15 protein-coding genes are annotated in these 17,561 nt (G+C 34.0%); 6 read left to right on the top strand and 9 right to left on the bottom strand.

What is annotated here, in order from left to right:
- Positions 1–330: 330 nt before the first annotated feature.
- Entirely contained in the window at positions 331–1,317 is a 987-nt protein-coding gene (locus tag MHH69_RS07290; protein ID WP_122970958.1) for an SEC-C metal-binding domain-containing protein, read from the top strand.
- Positions 1,318–1,487: 170 nt separating this feature from the next.
- Here the strand turns inward: MHH69_RS07290 and MHH69_RS07285 are convergent, their stop codons facing one another.
- Positions 1,488–1,682, bottom strand: coding sequence for a zinc-finger domain-containing protein (locus tag MHH69_RS07285; RefSeq protein WP_122970957.1), 195 nt, complete (start codon positions 1,680–1,682; stop codon positions 1,488–1,490).
- A 155-nt stretch (positions 1,683–1,837) separates the two neighbouring features.
- Here MHH69_RS07285 and MHH69_RS07280 point away from each other — a divergent pair, with 155 nt between their 5' ends.
- Entirely contained in the window at positions 1,838–2,227 is a 390-nt protein-coding gene (locus MHH69_RS07280) for a ribonuclease HI family protein (protein ID WP_122970956.1), read from the top strand.
- Between the two features lie 143 nt (positions 2,228–2,370).
- Here MHH69_RS07280 and coaW read toward each other — a convergent pair whose 3' ends face one another.
- A complete protein-coding gene (gene coaW / locus MHH69_RS07275; RefSeq protein WP_122970955.1) occupies positions 2,371–3,216 on the bottom strand; it encodes a type II pantothenate kinase in 846 nt (281 codons plus the stop codon).
- 131 nt (positions 3,217–3,347) lie between these two features.
- Entirely contained in the window at positions 3,348–4,406 is a 1,059-nt protein-coding gene (locus tag MHH69_RS07270; protein WP_421930383.1) for an exonuclease domain-containing protein, read from the bottom strand.
- 350 nt (positions 4,407–4,756) lie between these two features.
- On the opposite strand from MHH69_RS07270, the gene MHH69_RS07265 reads away from it, so the two are divergent.
- Positions 4,757–5,584 (top strand): squalene/phytoene synthase family protein, encoded by an 828-nt coding sequence (locus tag MHH69_RS07265; protein WP_122970953.1) that lies wholly within the window; start codon positions 4,757–4,759, stop codon positions 5,582–5,584.
- Positions 5,585–5,621: 37 nt separating this feature from the next.
- Here the strand turns inward: MHH69_RS07265 and MHH69_RS07260 are convergent, their stop codons facing one another.
- Positions 5,622–6,944, bottom strand: coding sequence for a D-serine ammonia-lyase (locus MHH69_RS07260; RefSeq protein ID WP_341362013.1), 1,323 nt, complete (start codon positions 6,942–6,944; stop codon positions 5,622–5,624).
- On the bottom strand, positions 6,941–7,432 hold the full coding sequence (locus MHH69_RS07255; protein WP_122970951.1) for a YaiI/YqxD family protein: 492 nt from the start codon (positions 7,430–7,432) through the stop codon (positions 6,941–6,943). Before MHH69_RS07255 ends, MHH69_RS07260 begins: the two co-directional genes overlap by 4 nt.
- Before the next feature lie 134 nt (positions 7,433–7,566).
- Here MHH69_RS07255 and pepF point away from each other — a divergent pair, with 134 nt between their 5' ends.
- The gene (pepF, locus tag MHH69_RS07250) at positions 7,567–9,375 is read left to right on the top strand and encodes an oligoendopeptidase F (RefSeq protein WP_122970950.1); all 1,809 of its coding nucleotides are present in this window, start codon (positions 7,567–7,569) and stop codon (positions 9,373–9,375) included.
- A gap of 54 nt (positions 9,376–9,429) precedes the next feature.
- Here the strand turns inward: pepF and MHH69_RS07245 are convergent, their stop codons facing one another.
- The 4 genes from MHH69_RS07245 to MHH69_RS07230 all read right to left on the bottom strand — a co-directional run bounded on the left by MHH69_RS07245 (position 9,430) and on the right by MHH69_RS07230 (position 15,967).
- Positions 9,430–10,638, bottom strand: coding sequence for an NAD(P)-dependent malic enzyme (locus MHH69_RS07245; RefSeq protein ID WP_122970949.1), 1,209 nt, complete (start codon positions 10,636–10,638; stop codon positions 9,430–9,432).
- Between the two features lie 528 nt (positions 10,639–11,166).
- Positions 11,167–11,463 carry a hypothetical protein gene (locus MHH69_RS07240; protein ID WP_341362012.1) on the bottom strand — a complete coding sequence of 99 codons (297 nt, stop codon included), beginning with the start codon at positions 11,461–11,463 and terminating at the stop codon, positions 11,167–11,169.
- Positions 11,464–11,536: 73 nt separating this feature from the next.
- Positions 11,537–12,343 (bottom strand): sulfurtransferase, encoded by an 807-nt coding sequence (locus MHH69_RS07235; protein ID WP_122970947.1) that lies wholly within the window; start codon positions 12,341–12,343, stop codon positions 11,537–11,539.
- Complete coding sequence (locus MHH69_RS07230) at positions 12,344–15,967, bottom strand: dynamin family protein (protein ID WP_341362011.1); 3,624 nt, start codon at positions 15,965–15,967, stop codon at positions 12,344–12,346. It abuts the gene before it with no gap.
- A 432-nt stretch (positions 15,968–16,399) separates the two neighbouring features.
- Here MHH69_RS07230 and MHH69_RS07225 point away from each other — a divergent pair, with 432 nt between their 5' ends.
- Entirely contained in the window at positions 16,400–16,855 is a 456-nt protein-coding gene (locus MHH69_RS07225; protein WP_122970945.1) for a chemotaxis protein CheX, read from the top strand.
- Positions 16,856–17,126: 271 nt separating this feature from the next.
- The gene (locus MHH69_RS07220; RefSeq protein ID WP_341362010.1) at positions 17,127–17,555 is read left to right on the top strand and encodes a PH domain-containing protein; all 429 of its coding nucleotides are present in this window, start codon (positions 17,127–17,129) and stop codon (positions 17,553–17,555) included.
- The last annotated feature ends 6 nt before the right edge of the window (positions 17,556–17,561 follow it).

The following is a 17,561-nucleotide window of genomic DNA, read 5'->3' as shown; positions in this document are numbered from 1 at the left end:
CACCTAATTTTATTGTAGTTATTATATTGATTTTATCATTTACTATATTGCCATTATATATGAATCGTTGCCTATAAGATATATTTCGGGTTTATATTAATAAACACAAAGAAAATCTATTATTTGATTCAATTTAATAGATTTTAATTCTATTTTTTCCATATAAAACATATAAATAATAATAAGTCCGATATTTCAAATAGTTTAAAATAAACTTTCATTTTTCATCGGATAGTAATTTTCGATATTATTATGAATGCATAGTAATAAATATAAAATTACTAAACCATGTAACTATTCAACTAGATTTTAAGAAAAGGAAGTGTTCGTATGGTAGGACGTAACGACCCATGTCCATGTGGAAGTGGAAAAAAATACAAAAAGTGTTGTGAAGGTAAAGAACAAGTTACTACCGAACAAGTGTTTTTAGAAGAAATAGAACAAGTTCTTCAAACTTTTTATAACATATATCCCGAAAGAAAAGATGTAAAAGATTACTTAGATATTGTAAAAGAATGGTCGCCCCAATTAGAAACCCACCTACAGCGTGAGTTAATCGAAGCGGTCGCCCTTGACGACTTTTTCTTCCATAAACGATTAGATATTTGGACAAATTATATTAAACGTACGATGAAGAAAACGATTCGTCCAGCGATTGTGGAGTTATTGAATCAATGGCAACAGCCGAAAATGTTTATCGGAGAAGTAGAAGCTGTAGAGGAACGATATTTTAAAGCGGTAGGATCGATTACAAATGAACCTATTTTTATTCGTCGTGAATCAAACCGCGTTATACCGGAAGGAATGCAAGTTTTCGCCTTTTTACTACCAGATGGTTCAAAAAAAGAGAACCATTACTTAGCGGTGTCGACATTGATTTTCTTCCCAACAAATTATAAACAAGCCTTTGAAAGCTTTGCAAAAACATATGATCAATCGAACGGAACAGTTGAGCAATTTTTACAAAATAACCATCTACAATTTTGGACGAATCTCGTTGCTTCAGGGTATAGCGGCGAAGAATATACTTCTTTCGAAATCGAAGTCGTGGAACAAGCGAAACAATTTTTAGAGGAACGTCAAATTGAAGCGAACCAATTATTAGAACAATTGGAGGATTATTTAGTTGTTAAAAAACCAAAAGCTAGAAAAGCTGCGGCAATTGCAGCGGGTGCTATTCGCTTCGGACAAGAAAAGGATCTTTTCCATGGCACAACATTTACGATAAAAGAAATTGCTGAATACTTCGGCGTATCTTCCTCTTCATTAAATAAATATTATCAAGAACTTCTTGAATATAATACAGTGCTCATTTAATTCGAGACGAATTGGTCCTATAGGATGGATAGAAACCTATAGGACTTTTTTGTATCTCGATCCCAACCATCAACAAAAAATCGTCACCAATTTTCGGAGACGACCTCTAATTGAAAAATTTATTTACATGTATATAAATGAAAAGAAAGTTTCATTATTGTTCCCCAACTTTACTTCTTCTCATAAATTTTCATTAATTCATTCCCTAAAAATTGTAATTGTTCCCCAACAGAACATTGTTCAATACAAAAACGATGTGCACCTGATTTTCCCCTCTTATTGCGTAAATCCCGTTTAATTGGACAATCGTTGCAATAAGTATCGGTTAATTCATCAATATCTTTTATTACAGTATTTTTATTCACAATACTCCCCCTTTACACAACGTTTTCCTATTTTACTACTATCATTTTTCATTTGTCAAAGTGAAGGCTACTTTCATCATTACTAATAATTTTTTAAAATTCCCTAAAAGTAAGTTATAATATGTTCAAAATAATGATGAAAAAGTAGGGATAGTTTGTTAGAAGTTTATATCGACGGTGCTAGTGCTGGAAATCCGGGACCAAGTGGCATTGGCATCTTTATAAAAGGTGAAGGTCATCACATTAAAATAAGTGAATACATCGGTGAAACAAATAATCACATTGCTGAATTTACTGCCTTACAACGTGGGTTAGAAGAAGCATTGAAATTAGGTTCTTCCTTTATTTCCGTTCGGTCCGATTCAAAAATTGTTGTATCTTCTATTGAAAAACAATATGTGAAAAATGAGCAATATAAACCATTTTTAGAAAAATCCCTTCAGCTATCAGAACAATTTGACTTATTTTTTATCAAATGGATTCCAGATAACGAAAATAAAGCAGCAGATGCTTTAGCCCGCGAAGCCATTTTAAAGGCAAAATAATTGTCATCTTATTATGTTCAATTTTCCACCTTCAATAAACGATTCATGAAAAACTGTTTTTTGTATATGCTATGCAAATCAAGCTAAAATGAACAGGTTAAAAGGCTTTCAAGCAAGTAAAAGTTGCTTAAAAGCCTTTTCAATTAAGGTTGTGTAATATGGGACTGTTCTACTTTGTTTAATAAAGCACCAATAGCACCTGTAAAACCACAATCATCTAAAAAAACAGGTTTATGTTTTTTCAATATTGTATAGTTGGAAATAACTTCTTTTAAATGATCATTATTCGTTAAAGTTGACCCGATATAAATAATTTCATTTGCTTTTTTCTCTTCAGCAAATTGAATGCTCAACGTCGTAATCACTTCTCCGACTAACCCTTGAATAGTCGCTAATAAGTCATTTGTTTCATATTTCGTATCTTTTAAAATACTAACATTCCCAAAATTACTTGCTGTTAAATGTCCTTCAATAGGGGGCTCCATTCCTTGGAAAATATCTTTTACAAACAAATCAATATTTTCCCGACTACCTAAAGCTGCATTTGAAGTAATTTCATTGAAATCCGAAACACCGGTCATAATCGTTGAAAGGCCCGTTAATGTACCTCCACCAATGCCCGTACCTCCGACTCGAATATGGCTATAACCTTCCATATAGTGAATAGAAGTACCTGTGCCAATGTTTGAAATAATGGCATTTTCAATGTCATACCCATTTTTATTTAATAAATATTTAACACCTTTGAAAGTAGCTTCAAACTCAACTAAATATTGAATGGATTTCATTGTTTTTAACACGTTCAATAATTGTTTTGTACGGCCACCCGTTAACCCAATTTCTTCTATATGAGGATGATTTTCAAGCCAATTTTTTACTTTTGAAAAATCATTGGACGGAAATATTTCAAAATCCATTTCATTTTGCTCATTAATATAAGCTAATTTTGTTAAAGTTCCCCCTGCATCAATACCAATTACATTTTGCATAAAAGTTCTCCTTTATTTTCTCCCTTTTTAAACTTTAACTGTCTTATTACTATTGTGCAATGATTTTATCTTATTTCAATTCAATGATTTTACAAAATTGGATTTTTAAGAAAAAACCTCTAGGCACTAGTTTATATATCCACTTTTTCTTTTACAAATAAATTTCTTTTCTCAAATTCTGCTATAATTTCTTTTTCATATTTCCCTATCAACTGTTGAAGTTTCATTTCATAAGTTGTAACCGTTAACTGACTAATCGTAAATTCATTTACAGCCTCTTCTTTTTGAAGTAAATGTTGTAACGTCATAACTTCTGTTTTTGGAAATACAGCATGATGTAGCCGATTAATTTTCCCTAGTTGTTTTAAACCACTGCGAGTAATTAATACTTTATCCTGTATATCTTCCATAACCATTTTTAAAAAAGTTTCGACCTCAGCATTTGGTTGGATAATTGTACGATGAATCGTTTCGATTTCCCCGTCTTCCAATTCCCTTCGTTCTTCTTTTATATCAAAAAATAGTTGTTTATGAATTGTTTTAACAGATTGCACATCTATAAAAGTTGGCCATACTCGACCTGAGATATATGAAAGATAAAGTTCATACATTTCTTCCTGTTGTCGAAATTCACTTAATATTAAACCAAACTCATCGGTTTTATGTTTTTCAATTAGTTCTTCACCATTTACCTCTTTAAAAACTTGAAATAAACTAATCGCATCAGCTAAAGCACGATGGTTTATATCTGAAGTGATGTCATATGTCTCTAATAATTTTTTAAGACTTGGTTGCTCCTTCAGTTGAAATTCAATCATATATTTTTGTTGAAAATCAACAATTGGATATAAAAAACGAACATCCATATGATTTCGTATTAGCTCCTCCTCTAAAACTTTTCGATCAAATTCACCGAAGGTTACGATAACCGAATTTCCTTCACACCACTGGATGAATTTAGGCATGACCTTTTTAAATGAGGGAGCATTTAATATTTGTCCCGTCGTAATGCCTGTTAGTTTTTGAATATGGGAGTTTAACTTTTTAAATTTATACGGTTGAATTAGCTGCGAAAAACGTTCAATCGTTCCATCTGGCAACCATTTAATTGCACCGATTTCAATAATGTGTTGTTTGCCACGGATTAATGTAGCCTCTACATCGACAAAAATGTAAGTATTTTTACGCACCATCATTCCACCTTTAACTGTTAGAGAAACACAATTGAGCACATATGGAAAGATAAATAACGATGTTATACTATATTGATATATTTAAAATCCCATTATCTATTTCAATATTAATATTGCTTCTCTCTTGTAATTTCTATTATTTATTGTAACGAAATTTTATAATACTGACATAACAATGTCACAAAGACATTATAACACCTATAAAAGTAGAATATAATAACTTTTAATTGGAGAAACGTTATCATACAAAATTAATTTCATGTAAAAAATTAGAGTTTCTATTTTTCAATTGAAGAAATTTAATGTAACATAATATAGATGTATGTGATGAACGGAGGAACATGTGAATGAATGACAAAGAACTCCTAAAAGATGCAATGCGAGTATTAAAGGAAACGAGTCGGACTTTTTATATTCCAATTACATTTTTACAAAAAGAGTTGAAAACGGCTGTTGCTACTGCTTATTTAATGATGCGTGCAATCGATGAAATTGAAGATAATGAACATGCAGAAGTATCAAACGAATTAAAATACGCCATGTTGGCAGATGTTAGTGTCTTGTTAAAAGAGAAAACTTTTAATGAGGAAAAATATTTAGAAATTCTTCGTCCTGTAAAAGATTTTATGCCCGAGGTTACTTTACGACTTGCCGATTGGATTCGTTTAATTCCCGCAGGAGCTGAACAAATCGTAAAAGATGCAACGAGTGAAATGGCAGATGGCATGGGGAAATGGTCTAAATCTAATTTCCAAGTTCGTACGAAAGAAGACTTAGATGAATATACATATTATGTAGCTGGACTAGTAGGCGTCATGCTTTCAGAACTTTGGGAATGGAATGCAGGGATAAAAACGGATCGGGAATTAGCTATTGGATACGGTCGCGGTCTACAATTAGTAAACATTTTACGTAACCAACAGGAAGATATGGAAGAGCGGGGTGTAAGCTTCGTTCCAGAAGGTTGGACACGTAATGATTTATTTGCATATGCTGAAGAAAATTTAGAAAAAGCCGATTTATATATGAAAGATATTCATAAACGATCTATTCTTTTGTTCTGCCGACTGCCCCTTGCATTAGCCCATAAAACGTTAAAGGCAATGAAAAATGGCCAAGAAAAAATGACAAGAGAAGAAGTAGAACGAACTGTAAAAGAAGTTCAAGCTGACTAATTAAAATGCCCTAGACGTAAACGTTTAGGGCATTTTTTTAATTGCTGTTTTGTAAATATTGTTGTCTTTGATCTATCGGCACCATATTACCACCAGTTGACCAAATAAGATGGGTCGCTTGTTCCATTTTATCGGATAATTGATTACGTTCGATATATTGCTGCCCATTTTTAAATAAGGCGATGGGACCGTAAATCCCTGCATGGGCAGAAGGTTCTGCAAAAATTTGTTCCATTTCATTTAACCGTCGTAAGCTTTGAAATAAGAAAGATTCATCCACAGTATAGCAACCGCTAATGATTGGCTCCATTACTTTCCCAACAAATTTCGAAGCCCTTCCTACTGCTAATCCATCTGCTTCGGTTTTATTCGTTAGACCAATGTCAACAACAGAGATTTCATCATGTAAACCTGTCATCATACCGATTAACATACAAGGAGATTGCAGTGGTTCACCAAAAAATATATGTACATGTTCCCCATAAAGTTGCTTTAATCCATAGGCAACTCCACCAGGACCTCCCCCTACTCCACAAGGTATATAAACAAATAGGGGATGATTTGCATCGACTTTAATATTAGCATCCGCTAATTGTTTTTCTAACCTTAAGGCTGCAACGGCATAACCAGCAAATAAATCCTGTGAATTTTCATCGTCGATAAAATGACACTTTAGATCTAGCTCTGCTTGTTTTCTACCTTGTTCCACTGCTTTACTATAATCAGACATATATTCAATGACTTCTACACCTTTTTGACGAAGTAATTGTTTTTTCCATTCCTTCGCATCAGCAGACATATGTACGGTTACTTGGAAGCCTAGCTTCGCTCCTATAATACCGATGCTTAACCCTAAGTTCCCAGTTGAACCGACTGCGATTTTATACTGGTTAAAAAATGTTCGGAAAGATTCAGAATGAAAAATGGAATAATCATCTTCTAGACGAATCATTTGATTTTCTAAAGCAAGTTGTTCGGCAAATTTTAATACTTCGTAAATACCACCTCTCGCTTTAATCGAGCCAGAAATAGGTAAGGCATGGTCACACTTTAACAATAGTTTCCCCTGTATGCTAACATCACCACTCTTTTGTAACCAATGTCTAAAATTCGATATGTTTTTAATATCCGATTCAATAATACCGTTACAGTATTCAGTTTCAGGAAAGGCTATTTTTAAATAAGACGAAAAGCGTTTAAGCCTTTGTTCTGCATCTAATACTTTATGAAAAGAAAAAGATTCTACTTTTTTATCACGGGCTTCAAACGGATTAAGCCACAAAACCTTTTTCAGAGAAGCGATTTTCTTCAGTAAAGGATGTTGTTGATATAATTGATTTATTTGTTTATTTTCCCTCACCGATTTCCTTCCCCCTTTACTAATACAGCTTTTTCACATATTCGTTGAAAGGAATTTTTAAAGTTTAAATTATTTTGTTCTGTCCTTTTTTTCGGTCCTTTTGTTCTTCCACCTGCACGCCTTAATTTTGCATTTTCATAACGGATAGCAAGCAACTGATCAATATTTTCTGACGTCATTTCTCGACCGTTTTGATCAACAACAAAGGCACCCTTAGCTATACACATTGCTGCAAGGCCATAGTCTTGAGTAATAACAATATCATGTTTATTGATTGCGTTTACCAATTTAAAGTCTACGGAATCCGGTCCTTTTGGTACTATAATTGTCATCGCATTTTCCCTTTCAATCCGATGGGAAGTATCACAGAATAAAATCGGTTTAATATCGTATTGAGATGCGACAGTTAGCGCTAAATCAATAACTGGACATGCATCAGCATCAATTAGTAATTGTAAAATCTCTAATCCCCTCCTATAATAAATCATTTTACATTGATTCCTTACATTATATTCTATCTAAATTAACAAATTAAATGTTCGAATTTTCGCTCAATAGATATTCATATTGAAAAGTTTATGGTACAATTTATTTCGACTACCGGAATAAGGGAGGAAAAGGAATGTTAAAAAGAAGCGAAGTTAAATTAGAAGAAACTTGGGATCTATCCCATCTTTTCGAAACAGAACAAGCCTTTGAAGAAGCAATGAAAAACGTTCTAAAAGTATCCAATCAAATTGAAGAAGAATTTAAAGGGAAAATCGATAGTGCAAAAAAAGTTACCTTAGTTCTAACAGCTTACCAAAATTTATATGAAAAAATGGTCCCTATTTCAACCTATGCAAGTCTTTCATTAAGTGAAGATCAAACAAATGATGAAGCACAAATGCGTTCAGCTAAAGTAGGGCAAAATTATTCAAAAGTTCGCGCTCAACTTTCTTTCATTACAAGTGAACTTCTTCAATTGAATGAAGACGTTTTAATGGAGGCTAAAAAGTTAGCACCTCAATTTGAACATTACATTGATGACGTGTTACGTCAAAAACCTTATCAATTGCATCCAGAAGCAGAAAAAGCTTTAGCGGCTTTCGGTTCTACCTTTGACGGACCTTATGAACTATATAATACGACGAAATTAGTAGATATGAAGTTTGATAATTTCGAAGTAAATGGGGAAAGTTATCCACTTAGCTACAATTCCTTTGAAGGAGATTGGGAATTAGAAAGTGATACAGCCATTCGCCGCGCTGCATTTGAAGCCTTCTCTACTAAGTTACGTGATTATCAACATACGACAGCTAAAACGTATGACAACCATTTAAAAATTGAAAAAACAGATGCTGATTTGCGTGGTTTCGATTCCGTTTTTGATGCCCTCCTTTTTGATCAAAAGGTTGACCGCGAACTTTATAATCGCCAAATTGATTTAATTACAACAGAGTTAGCTCCACATATGCGTCGTTATGCAAAGCTATTACAAAAAGTACATGGATTAGAGAAAATGACGTTTGCAGATTTAAAAATTTCTTTAGACCCGACATATGAACCAAAAATTTCAATTGAAGAATCGCGCCAATATATGCTCGACGGTTTAGCCGTTATGGGGGAAGATTATCAAAACATGTTAAACCGTGCCTTTGATGAGCGTTGGATTGACTTTGCTCAAAATCAAGGAAAGTCAACGGGTGCCTTCTGTTCAAGCCCATATGGGTATCATCCATACATTTTAATTTCATGGACGAGCCGTATGAACGAAGTGTTTGTCTTAGCCCACGAATTAGGTCATGCGGGCCATTTCTATTTAGCCCATGGCGAACAAAACATTTTCAATTCAAGACCATCTTTATACTTTATCGAAGCACCATCTACAATGAATGAAATGTTAATGGCCAATCATTTACTTGCAAATTCAAATGATCCTCGCTTTAAACGTTGGGTTATTTCAACAATTATTGCCCGTACTTACTATCATAATTTCGTTACCCATTTACTTGAGGCTGCTTACCAACGTAAAGTTTACGAAATCATCGATGAAGGTGGTAGTGTAAATGCATCGATTTTAAATCAAATTAAACGCAACGTATTAGAAGATTTCTGGGGAGACGCTGTTGAAATTACTGAAGGTGCAGAGCTTACTTGGATGCGCCAACCACATTATTATATGGGCTTATATCCATACACTTACTCAGCTGGACTAACTATCGCTACTCAAGTTTCTCAGCGCATTCTTCAAGAAGGAGAGACAGCTGTACAAGATTGGATCAATGTATTGAAAACTGGTGGAACAAAAACTCCAGTAGAACTTGCTAAAATGGCAGGAGTCGATATTACGACAGATCAACCATTAAAAGATACAATCGCATTTATCGGTTCTTTAATAGACCAGCTTGAACAATTAACAAATGAAATAGTAGAAGAAACAAAGGCATAAGAGGAAAAGGACTACACTGATCTATTTGAAAAAATAGATCATGTAGCCCTTTTTTTAAATTACTAATTCGCTATTTAATGACTGTTTATATAAAATAGATACACCGGTTTGAATAGCTGTTTTTCCAACCGCTTTTGCTACCACTTGAGCTACCCGTTCATCCATCGATTTTGGAATAATAAAGTCTTCACTTAACTCTTCATCTGATACTAATGAAGCAATTGCTTCTACTGCAGCTAACTTCATTTCTTCATTAATCGCCGTAGCTCTTACATCTAAAGCACCTCTAAATATTCCTGGGAAAGCTAACATATTATTTACTTGATTTGGATAATCTGAACGTCCTGTTCCAATAACACGAACCCCCCAAGCCTTTGCATTTTCATAGGTGATTTCTGGATTTGGATTTGCCAAGGCAAATACGATGGAATCAGACTTCATTGATTGTATATGCTCTTTCGTCAATAAATTAGCTACAGAAACACCAATAAATACATCCGCTCCAATTAATGCATCACTAAGACTACCTTGTAAATTTTCAGGATTTGTTAAATGGGCAATTTTATCTTTCATTGGATTCATTCCAGTTGGTCGACCACTATAAATAATACCCTTCGTATCACAAATAACAACATTGTTAAATCCTAAATGTAATAAAATACGTAAAATAGCAATTCCAGCAGCTCCTGCCCCATTAATGACAATTTTCATATGATCCATTTTTTTGCCCACTAACTTCATTGCATTCAACAAACCAGCACCTACCACGATTGCTGTTCCGTGTTGATCATCATGGAATACTGGAATATTACATTCATTCCGTAACCGTTCTTCAATTTCAAAACAGCGAGGAGCTGAAATATCTTCTAAGTTAATTGCACCAAAAGTTGGAGCAATTAATTTTACCGTTTGAACAATTTCATCAACATCCTTTGTATTTAAGCAAATTGGTACTGCATCTACATTACTAAACCTTTTTAGCAACAATGCTTTTCCTTCCATAACCGGTAATGCAGCCTCTGGTCCGATATCACCTAATCCTAATACTGCTGTACCATCTGTTACAACCGCTACAAGATTTCCTTTCATTGTGTAGTCATATACAGTGGACGGATCTTGTTGGATTGCTAAACATGGTGCTGCAACCCCTGGTGAATAAGCTAAACTTAAATCGTACGTATCCTTCAAAGGTACTTTCGAAACAATCTCCATTTTCCCCTTATGTTGACCGTGCATTTCAATTGATTTTTTCATTAAATCCAAAATACCCACCCTTTCCAAATTCCAATTTGGTTTATATAGTTTTGAATAATATCGCTTTAACAAAACAGAGTCAACAAAAAATAGCGAAAAATTACAAATCAAATTGACAAAACGTTATTATTGCAACATTTATGCCATTTACTCATTTTTTCACAACCACAATTTCAAACGTATTTTTCAATATTTTTATTTTATTAATATAATATTTGCAACCCCTTACTTTTTATAAAACTCTATTTCGTTGAATGCCATTGTGTGAAATAAAACACGTATTACTTTTTCAATCGTAATATGAAATCTTTCACAATGTCTTCTGTTCAAAATTTCACAAAAGCAACCCATCAGTTCACAATTTCGTCACATATTACAGTCAGACTTCATGCCTATTATTTATTTAGAATGATGCATTTTCTCCATTTAATCCAAAATGTTGTGGTCATTTTATTTAAATAACCATAAAAAACAGCACTCTTTAACAAAGAGTGCTGTTGAATAAAAATTGTGCTATTCATTTACACGTTCGATAACCTACTGAATAAAAGGCGCCATGATAAATAGGAAAACAGAAAGGGAGATAAGAGAACAACTTACCTTTTTGGAAAGTTTTATTTTCCCTTCCCCATCATAAAAACCTGAAAATTGAAGTTTATTTCTATACAATACGAAGAGCAATATGAAAATGGCTATTCCGACTAAAAAAACACCATTTGTATTCGTAATATCTACAGAAAATAATCGATAAATAATAGTCATCATGGCACTCATTATACTTCCGAGAATGAATGATATCACTAAAATTCGAATTAATTCTAAAATTACTTTCAAAATGTCATTTCTCCTTTTTAATAAGCGACATAATTGTACAACGCTTCATAAAGATGATTTGTCCAATAAGAACTTAGTTATTGTCACCCGTTTCAATATCGTATTGTGTAATCCAGTCACTGTAACTACCGACATATAACTTTAAGTCATCGTATCCTAAATCAGCTAACACGGCATATAAAGGTGATGCCGTTACCCCCGAACCACAATAAACTACAATTTGTTCATCCTTTTGTACTTGCTGTTGTAATAATTCGTTCCCACGAAGGAATGTTCCTTCTTTCAACTGTTCCCAGTCAAAATTTTTCGCAGTCGGAATATGGCCAGCTACTTTATCAATCGTCTCTGTTTCGCCTAAATAACGCACCCTCGCCCGCGCGTCTAAAAGAATCGCTTTGTCAACACCATCTACGATCCTTTTCACATCTTGTCTTGTTGCATAGATGGAATCGTTCCAAGTAATTGAAAGCTGCGTCGGTGGAAAAACAGAAACTTCCGCTGATGATTGCCAACCTGCTTCAATTAAGGCATCATAGCCCCCATTTACAATAAAAACATTTGGGAAATTTGCATATTTTAACATCCACCATGCCCGGGCAGCAAAGGGAGCACCGCCTTGGTCATAAACATAAATGGTATCTTCATAATTTAACCCAGATGTTTCAAATAAATTTTGTAGTTTTTCTTTTGACGGCATCGGATGACGCCCTTCTGTTTTTATCATATCGGATAAATCCCGTTCTAAATCCCAGAAAAGCGCCCCCTCTATATGAGCCTGTTCAAACACCTTTTGCCCCCAAAGTTTATCTTGCAAATTAAAACGCGTATCGATAAATCGTCCCTTTGTAACCTTTGAAGCATCAATAAACACATTCCCCATCTACTTTACCTCCGTCTTTTGTAATTCCGAATAAATCGTTTTCCAAGACGCTAATCGGCTTTCTTCTTGTAGTAATAGACGTTCTGTTTCAATTTGATTTAACGCTTGTTTCAATAAATGATCGTTTAATTCCTTCGTTTTTAAATCAATTAATTGGGCAGCCCATTGCAAAATTTGTTCTTTTTCATAATCTAAGTAACTTTGCGCATCTGGTTTCGTTAACTCCTCTAAAGCTGCTTTCAATTGTTCCTTCTCATTTTTCTCAAAGAAGGATTTTGCATTTTTAAAGTAAGATTTTACCGATGCATATTTTTTCTCGTCGTCAAACGGTCCTTTAAAATCTAACAAACTTGGTTCTTCGGACTCAAAGGAAATAAAGGAGAAGCTTGGGTTTAACTCTTTTAATGACCTTACTTCATCTTTGAATCGTTCTTGAATACGTTTTTGTATAAATTGGGCTAAACGGAAATTTGTCACCCGTAGTTCTTGGGCAAAATCAAATCTTAGAGCATGGATCGTCTCCTTTAACGCTTGTTCTAGCGCAGCTTGTGCTGGTTTAGATGAAAATGCTGAAGGATTGTACGCTTCTCTAAAGAAATCAGGATATCGATAATAAACGCGTTGCATAACGTAGTAAAGAAGTTCATCCAACTCTTGCTTCATATCGCTTTTTAACATGCTAGTAGAAGCACTACTATACGTTTTTTCTATATGCTGTTCCAGCTCTTCTAATTCTTTTAATCGCTCATCTTTTCGCTTTAAATTTTCTTCCGTCTGAGCAATTAAGTCAAATAGTCGTTGCTGTGTTTTTTCAACTTCCTCGTGCAATGCTTGTACCGCAATAGAGGCCAATTCTTCATTTAAGAAGTGATGGAACGATTCTTCAAACGGTTCCATACCTGAATGGAGATCGGTACCTTCCACTTTTTCCTTTAAGGCAAGTAAACTTGAAACACCAAATAATTTAGGGAATCGAATGCCAAATCGTTGAAGTTCTGTTTTAACATAATTTTTTACGTCCTCTTCTTCTTCTTTCGTAGAAGCAAGATCAATGGCGTTTACAATAAAGAACATTTTATCTAATTCAAAGGCATCCTTCACACGACCTAATTGAATTAAAAACTCCCGATCAGCTTTTGCAAAGGCATGATTGTAATACGTAATGAACAAAATAGCATCTGCATTACGAATATAGTCAAAGGCTACTCCCGTATGGCGAGCATTTATCGAGTCTGCTCCTGGTGTATCAACAAGGGTAACACCCATACGAGTTAATGGACTATCATAATAAAAATCAATATTATCAACAAAGCATGAACGACTCTCTTCCGCAACAAAACGCTCGAACTCTTCCCGGTCTACACGTAAAGTTTGACCTAATTGGGATTCGTACGTTTTGAAACCGTGGGCAAAAGCACGGATAAAAGATTTGTGTACATTAAGACGTTCATCGGTTAATTGTACTGCAACGCCTTCTTCTGCCCGTTCAAATGCTTCTTGTAAAGAATGAATCGACATACCGATAGCTTCATAAGAACTACGGATATCTTCTAGTAACTGTTCTGCTGTTTTCAATTGAACATCTGCCGTTTCATGAAGATGTTCATTCGTTACAGGGCGAATTTTATTAATCGCCGCTGTCGTTGGATTTGGTGACACAGGTAATACTTTAGCCCCCATTAACGCATTGGAGAAACTCGATTTACCCGCACTAAATGCACCGAATAAGGCGATTGTAAAATCCTTTTTCTCTAAACGTTCAACCTTCTTCATTAAAAATTGAGCAACTTCTTCAAAGCCGTCAACTTTTTTCACTGCATTGGCTGTTCGAATCGCAGCTTGAATGACTTCACCGCTTTTTTCATTATAATGGGCTGTTTGTTGTACTGAATCCGTTTCTTCTTCCGTTTTGGACTCCTTAACAACGAGCATTGAAGGATCGAATGGTCGAATGTCTTTCAATGACTGCTCATAACTCTCCTGCCATGCTTTGTATTGGTTTGATGCTCCATTACGCGTATCTTTCGTTGCAGTTTTAATTTCTTTTTCAGCAAACTGTTTTTGTTCATCAACTTTTATTATCGATTGAATCGCTTCTACTTTTTCTTCTAACACTTTTAACTTTGCCTTTACTGGGGCAGAAAGTTGTTTAGAGGCATCTGCCAATACATCCTTTTGTTGATCTCTCCAAATTTCCGTTGCTTCAATGAAATATCTTTTCGTTGCTTCCGCTACTCGGTTAGCAAAGTTTAGAACGGCATCACCAGTTACTAACGAATCCTTTTTAACCTGTTGTTCAATTAAAGAAAATGGAACATCAAAGGACATCGAATCGATGTTGCTAGCCCGTTCATCTGTCAATACGCCAACATCTTTTAATGATTGTTTCATTAAATTTTTTAAATGGCCAATAATTTGGGATTGTAAAATGACTTTATATTGCTCGTATACGTCTTGAATTCGGCGATTTCGTTCTTCTTCCGTTTTCTTCTTGGCAGAAAATAGACCACCCACTTTAAATCCTTGTTGAGTACTTTCAAGATACAACCGTAATTTCTCGCGGAAGTCAGCTGGGATAATAGCCGCATTCGAAAGTAATTCTTTACTTTTCTCTTTAAAGGATTCGTTCCAATTTTCAATGGAAAATAATTCTGTTTGAAGCTTTAATTTTTCGTATTGTTCCAAAATATCCTGATGATTTTCCCATTCTTCATCACTTAAAACATTTTCAGATTCGGTCAATAACTGTTGTTTTTCTTCCTCTAAATAATAGATATGTTCATTTTGTAATTTTAATAAAGTATTTTCCGCGGTAACAATCAACTGTTCTTTCCAATCTTTCATCGAATCTATCACGATTTTTTTCACCGTTTCAAAATCGTTATGAGGATGTTCAAAATCCCGCAATGAAGTGAAAAAGATCCCTTTAGGTTCAACGCCCCACGCTGCAAAGGATTGATGAACGGACTGTTTAAAGTCTTCAAAGGAAAGTTCATAATCTTTATGTTTATCTATTTGGTTAACAATTAAATATACATTTGGATTGTATTTCATTAATTGCTTTGTAAATTGGAAATTCAACTCGGATTGAACATGGTTATAATCCATCGTATAGAAAACGACATCGGCAATATGGAGTGCTGACTCTGTCGACATGGCATGGGCATCATCGGTAGAGTCGACTCCTGGGGTGTCCATTACAGTGACCCCTAAAGGTAATGTGGAATCACGATGGCCAATTTCAATTTGGGATACGAGCTCACCGTTTTTACTTAACTCTTTAACCGTTTTAAAGTCATAACCTGCTTCAAATTTCACCGGTTTTTCATGATGCATATATACAATGGCATAATCTTCTTCCGATTTATGCACTTTGACGATATTTGCACTAGTAGGAATAGGACTTGCTGCTAATATGTCTTCACCTGATAACGCATTGATCATACTGGATTTCCCTGCTGAAAAATGACCAGCAAATCCAATAACATATTCCTTTTGTAACAGTTTACGGGCGAATAAATGAAGTTTTTCCATCCGTTCTGTATCTTCATTTTTTTTATAAATTATGTATTGTACAGCGGATTGCTGTAATAAATTTTCAATTTTTTCATCAAAAGAACTCATGCAAATAAATGCCCCTTTGTCTCATTTTTGTCACAATTATATACTATCATAATAAAAAAGACAAAATTCGCTAAAGAAATGAACAGAAAGGGAATTTTTTTGACATAAAAGGGAAGGAATTAAAAAATAATGATGATTGTTGGGGAATTAATAGGTAAAAAAGAATGTTTTATGATTTAATCGTTCTTTTTAGTACATAAGTACCAACTCCAACATAAATGACAATTGTTGCTGCAACAAATAAATAAACCACTCTTTCCTACCTCCTATAATGAGAATCATTTTCACTAATTATAATAAAAATTTTGTAAAAACGTCAAGTTCATACTACTTCCGACTTAAAAAGAATGTAAATTATAATAATTTTCATATACTATTATACTAGAACAATGGTAAGATAGGGAAAAATAGAAAAAAGGATGGATGATTTTATTGAATAATTCAAAACATATACAAACCGTTTTAAATGGATCCATTCATTCATTAAAAACGATTCTACCAATGGAAATGAATATTCAACCCCCTTCTGTATTAAATCAACCATACATACAAGAAGAAATGGGCGTTTTAATCGGTCTGATTGGAGATATTAAAGGAAGACTTGTTATTAATAGCAGTTCATCCACCATCAGCGCTATTGGTACTAAAATGTTTGGAATTCCAATCGAAGGAGAAATGTTAGAGTCTTTTACAGGAGAGTTTGGAAATATGTTTGCCGGAAACCTTTGTACCCATGTTGGTCAACAATCATTAAATGTTGATATTACACCACCAACGGTTATGGTCGGTACAACTAAACTATGTGGATTTGAAAAAGCATTTAAATTACCTGCCATGTTAGAAAATATCGGTCCCCTTACCATTCTATTTACGATCGACGAAGAGTAATAGATTGTTCCATTCTTTATTAAAACAACAAAAAGGATGACTTTTTAAGAGATTGATTTAAGGAGTCATTCTTGTTGTTGTTTTAATTGAAAATAAAAATCCTTCGCCTTTTTATCTTATTAAACGACAAATAAATGTATTCATAGGTCATAAAAATTTTAACAATTTTCCTTTCAACAGTAGTTCAATTATGTGAAATTTCGTCATAAACTCCTTTTTAGAGTGAAACTTTCCCTTTTTCCTTCCGTATAAATGTTAAGGAGGTAATAGGATGGAGTTTCGTTCGAAAGTAGATAACTTTTTTGTTGTTGTTATATCCATTACGTTATTTATCATAATGGCTGTCTTGTTAATTCCTCTCATTTTAGATAATGACAAAACGTTAGTAGATGTAATCATTGTCCTCTCTTTATGTTTCTTATCTATTGCCTTTATTTTATGGACGTCCTTTTCTATTAAATACATTTTTAATCCAGATACGTTACTCGTAAAAGGCGGACTTTTTAAAACTTGTATCCCTTATGAAGACATAACAAAACTAACAGAGACAACAGAAATCTTTACAGGTTATCGGGTGTTGGCATCAAAAGATAGCCTTGAGATCTTTTATAAAAAAGGTATTTTAGGGAGCGTTAAAATTTCACCTACAGATAAAAAACGTTTCGTTTCTGAATTAAAAAAACGATGTCCTAATTTATAGCATAAA

The organism is Ureibacillus sp. FSL E2-3493 (assembly GCF_038077515.1).
GTDB lineage: Bacteria > Bacillota > Bacilli > Bacillales_A > Planococcaceae > Ureibacillus > Ureibacillus halotolerans.
Note: the sequence above shows the minus strand (reverse complement) of the source record. Positions and strands in the feature narration are given on the sequence as shown.

Excerpts from the sequence above, each read along its gene's own strand:
- MHH69_RS07290 (WP_122970958.1), top strand. The coding sequence starts at position 331 with ATGGTAGGACGTAACGACCCATGTCCATGTGGAAGTGGAAAAAAATAC.
- coaW (WP_122970955.1), bottom strand. The coding sequence starts at position 3,216 with ATGCAAAATGTAATTGGTATTGATGCAGGGGGAACTTTAACAAAATTA.
- MHH69_RS07265 (WP_122970953.1), top strand. The coding sequence starts at position 4,757 with ATGAATGACAAAGAACTCCTAAAAGATGCAATGCGAGTATTAAAGGAA.
- MHH69_RS07255 (WP_122970951.1), bottom strand. The coding sequence starts at position 7,432 with ATGATTTATTATAGGAGGGGATTAGAGATTTTACAATTACTAATTGAT.
- pepF (WP_122970950.1), top strand. The coding sequence starts at position 7,567 with ATGTTAAAAAGAAGCGAAGTTAAATTAGAAGAAACTTGGGATCTATCC.
- MHH69_RS07235 (WP_122970947.1), bottom strand. The coding sequence starts at position 12,343 with ATGGGGAATGTGTTTATTGATGCTTCAAAGGTTACAAAGGGACGATTT.
- MHH69_RS07230 (WP_341362011.1), bottom strand. The coding sequence starts at position 15,967 with ATGAGTTCTTTTGATGAAAAAATTGAAAATTTATTACAGCAATCCGCT.
- MHH69_RS07220 (WP_341362010.1), top strand. The coding sequence starts at position 17,127 with ATGGAGTTTCGTTCGAAAGTAGATAACTTTTTTGTTGTTGTTATATCC.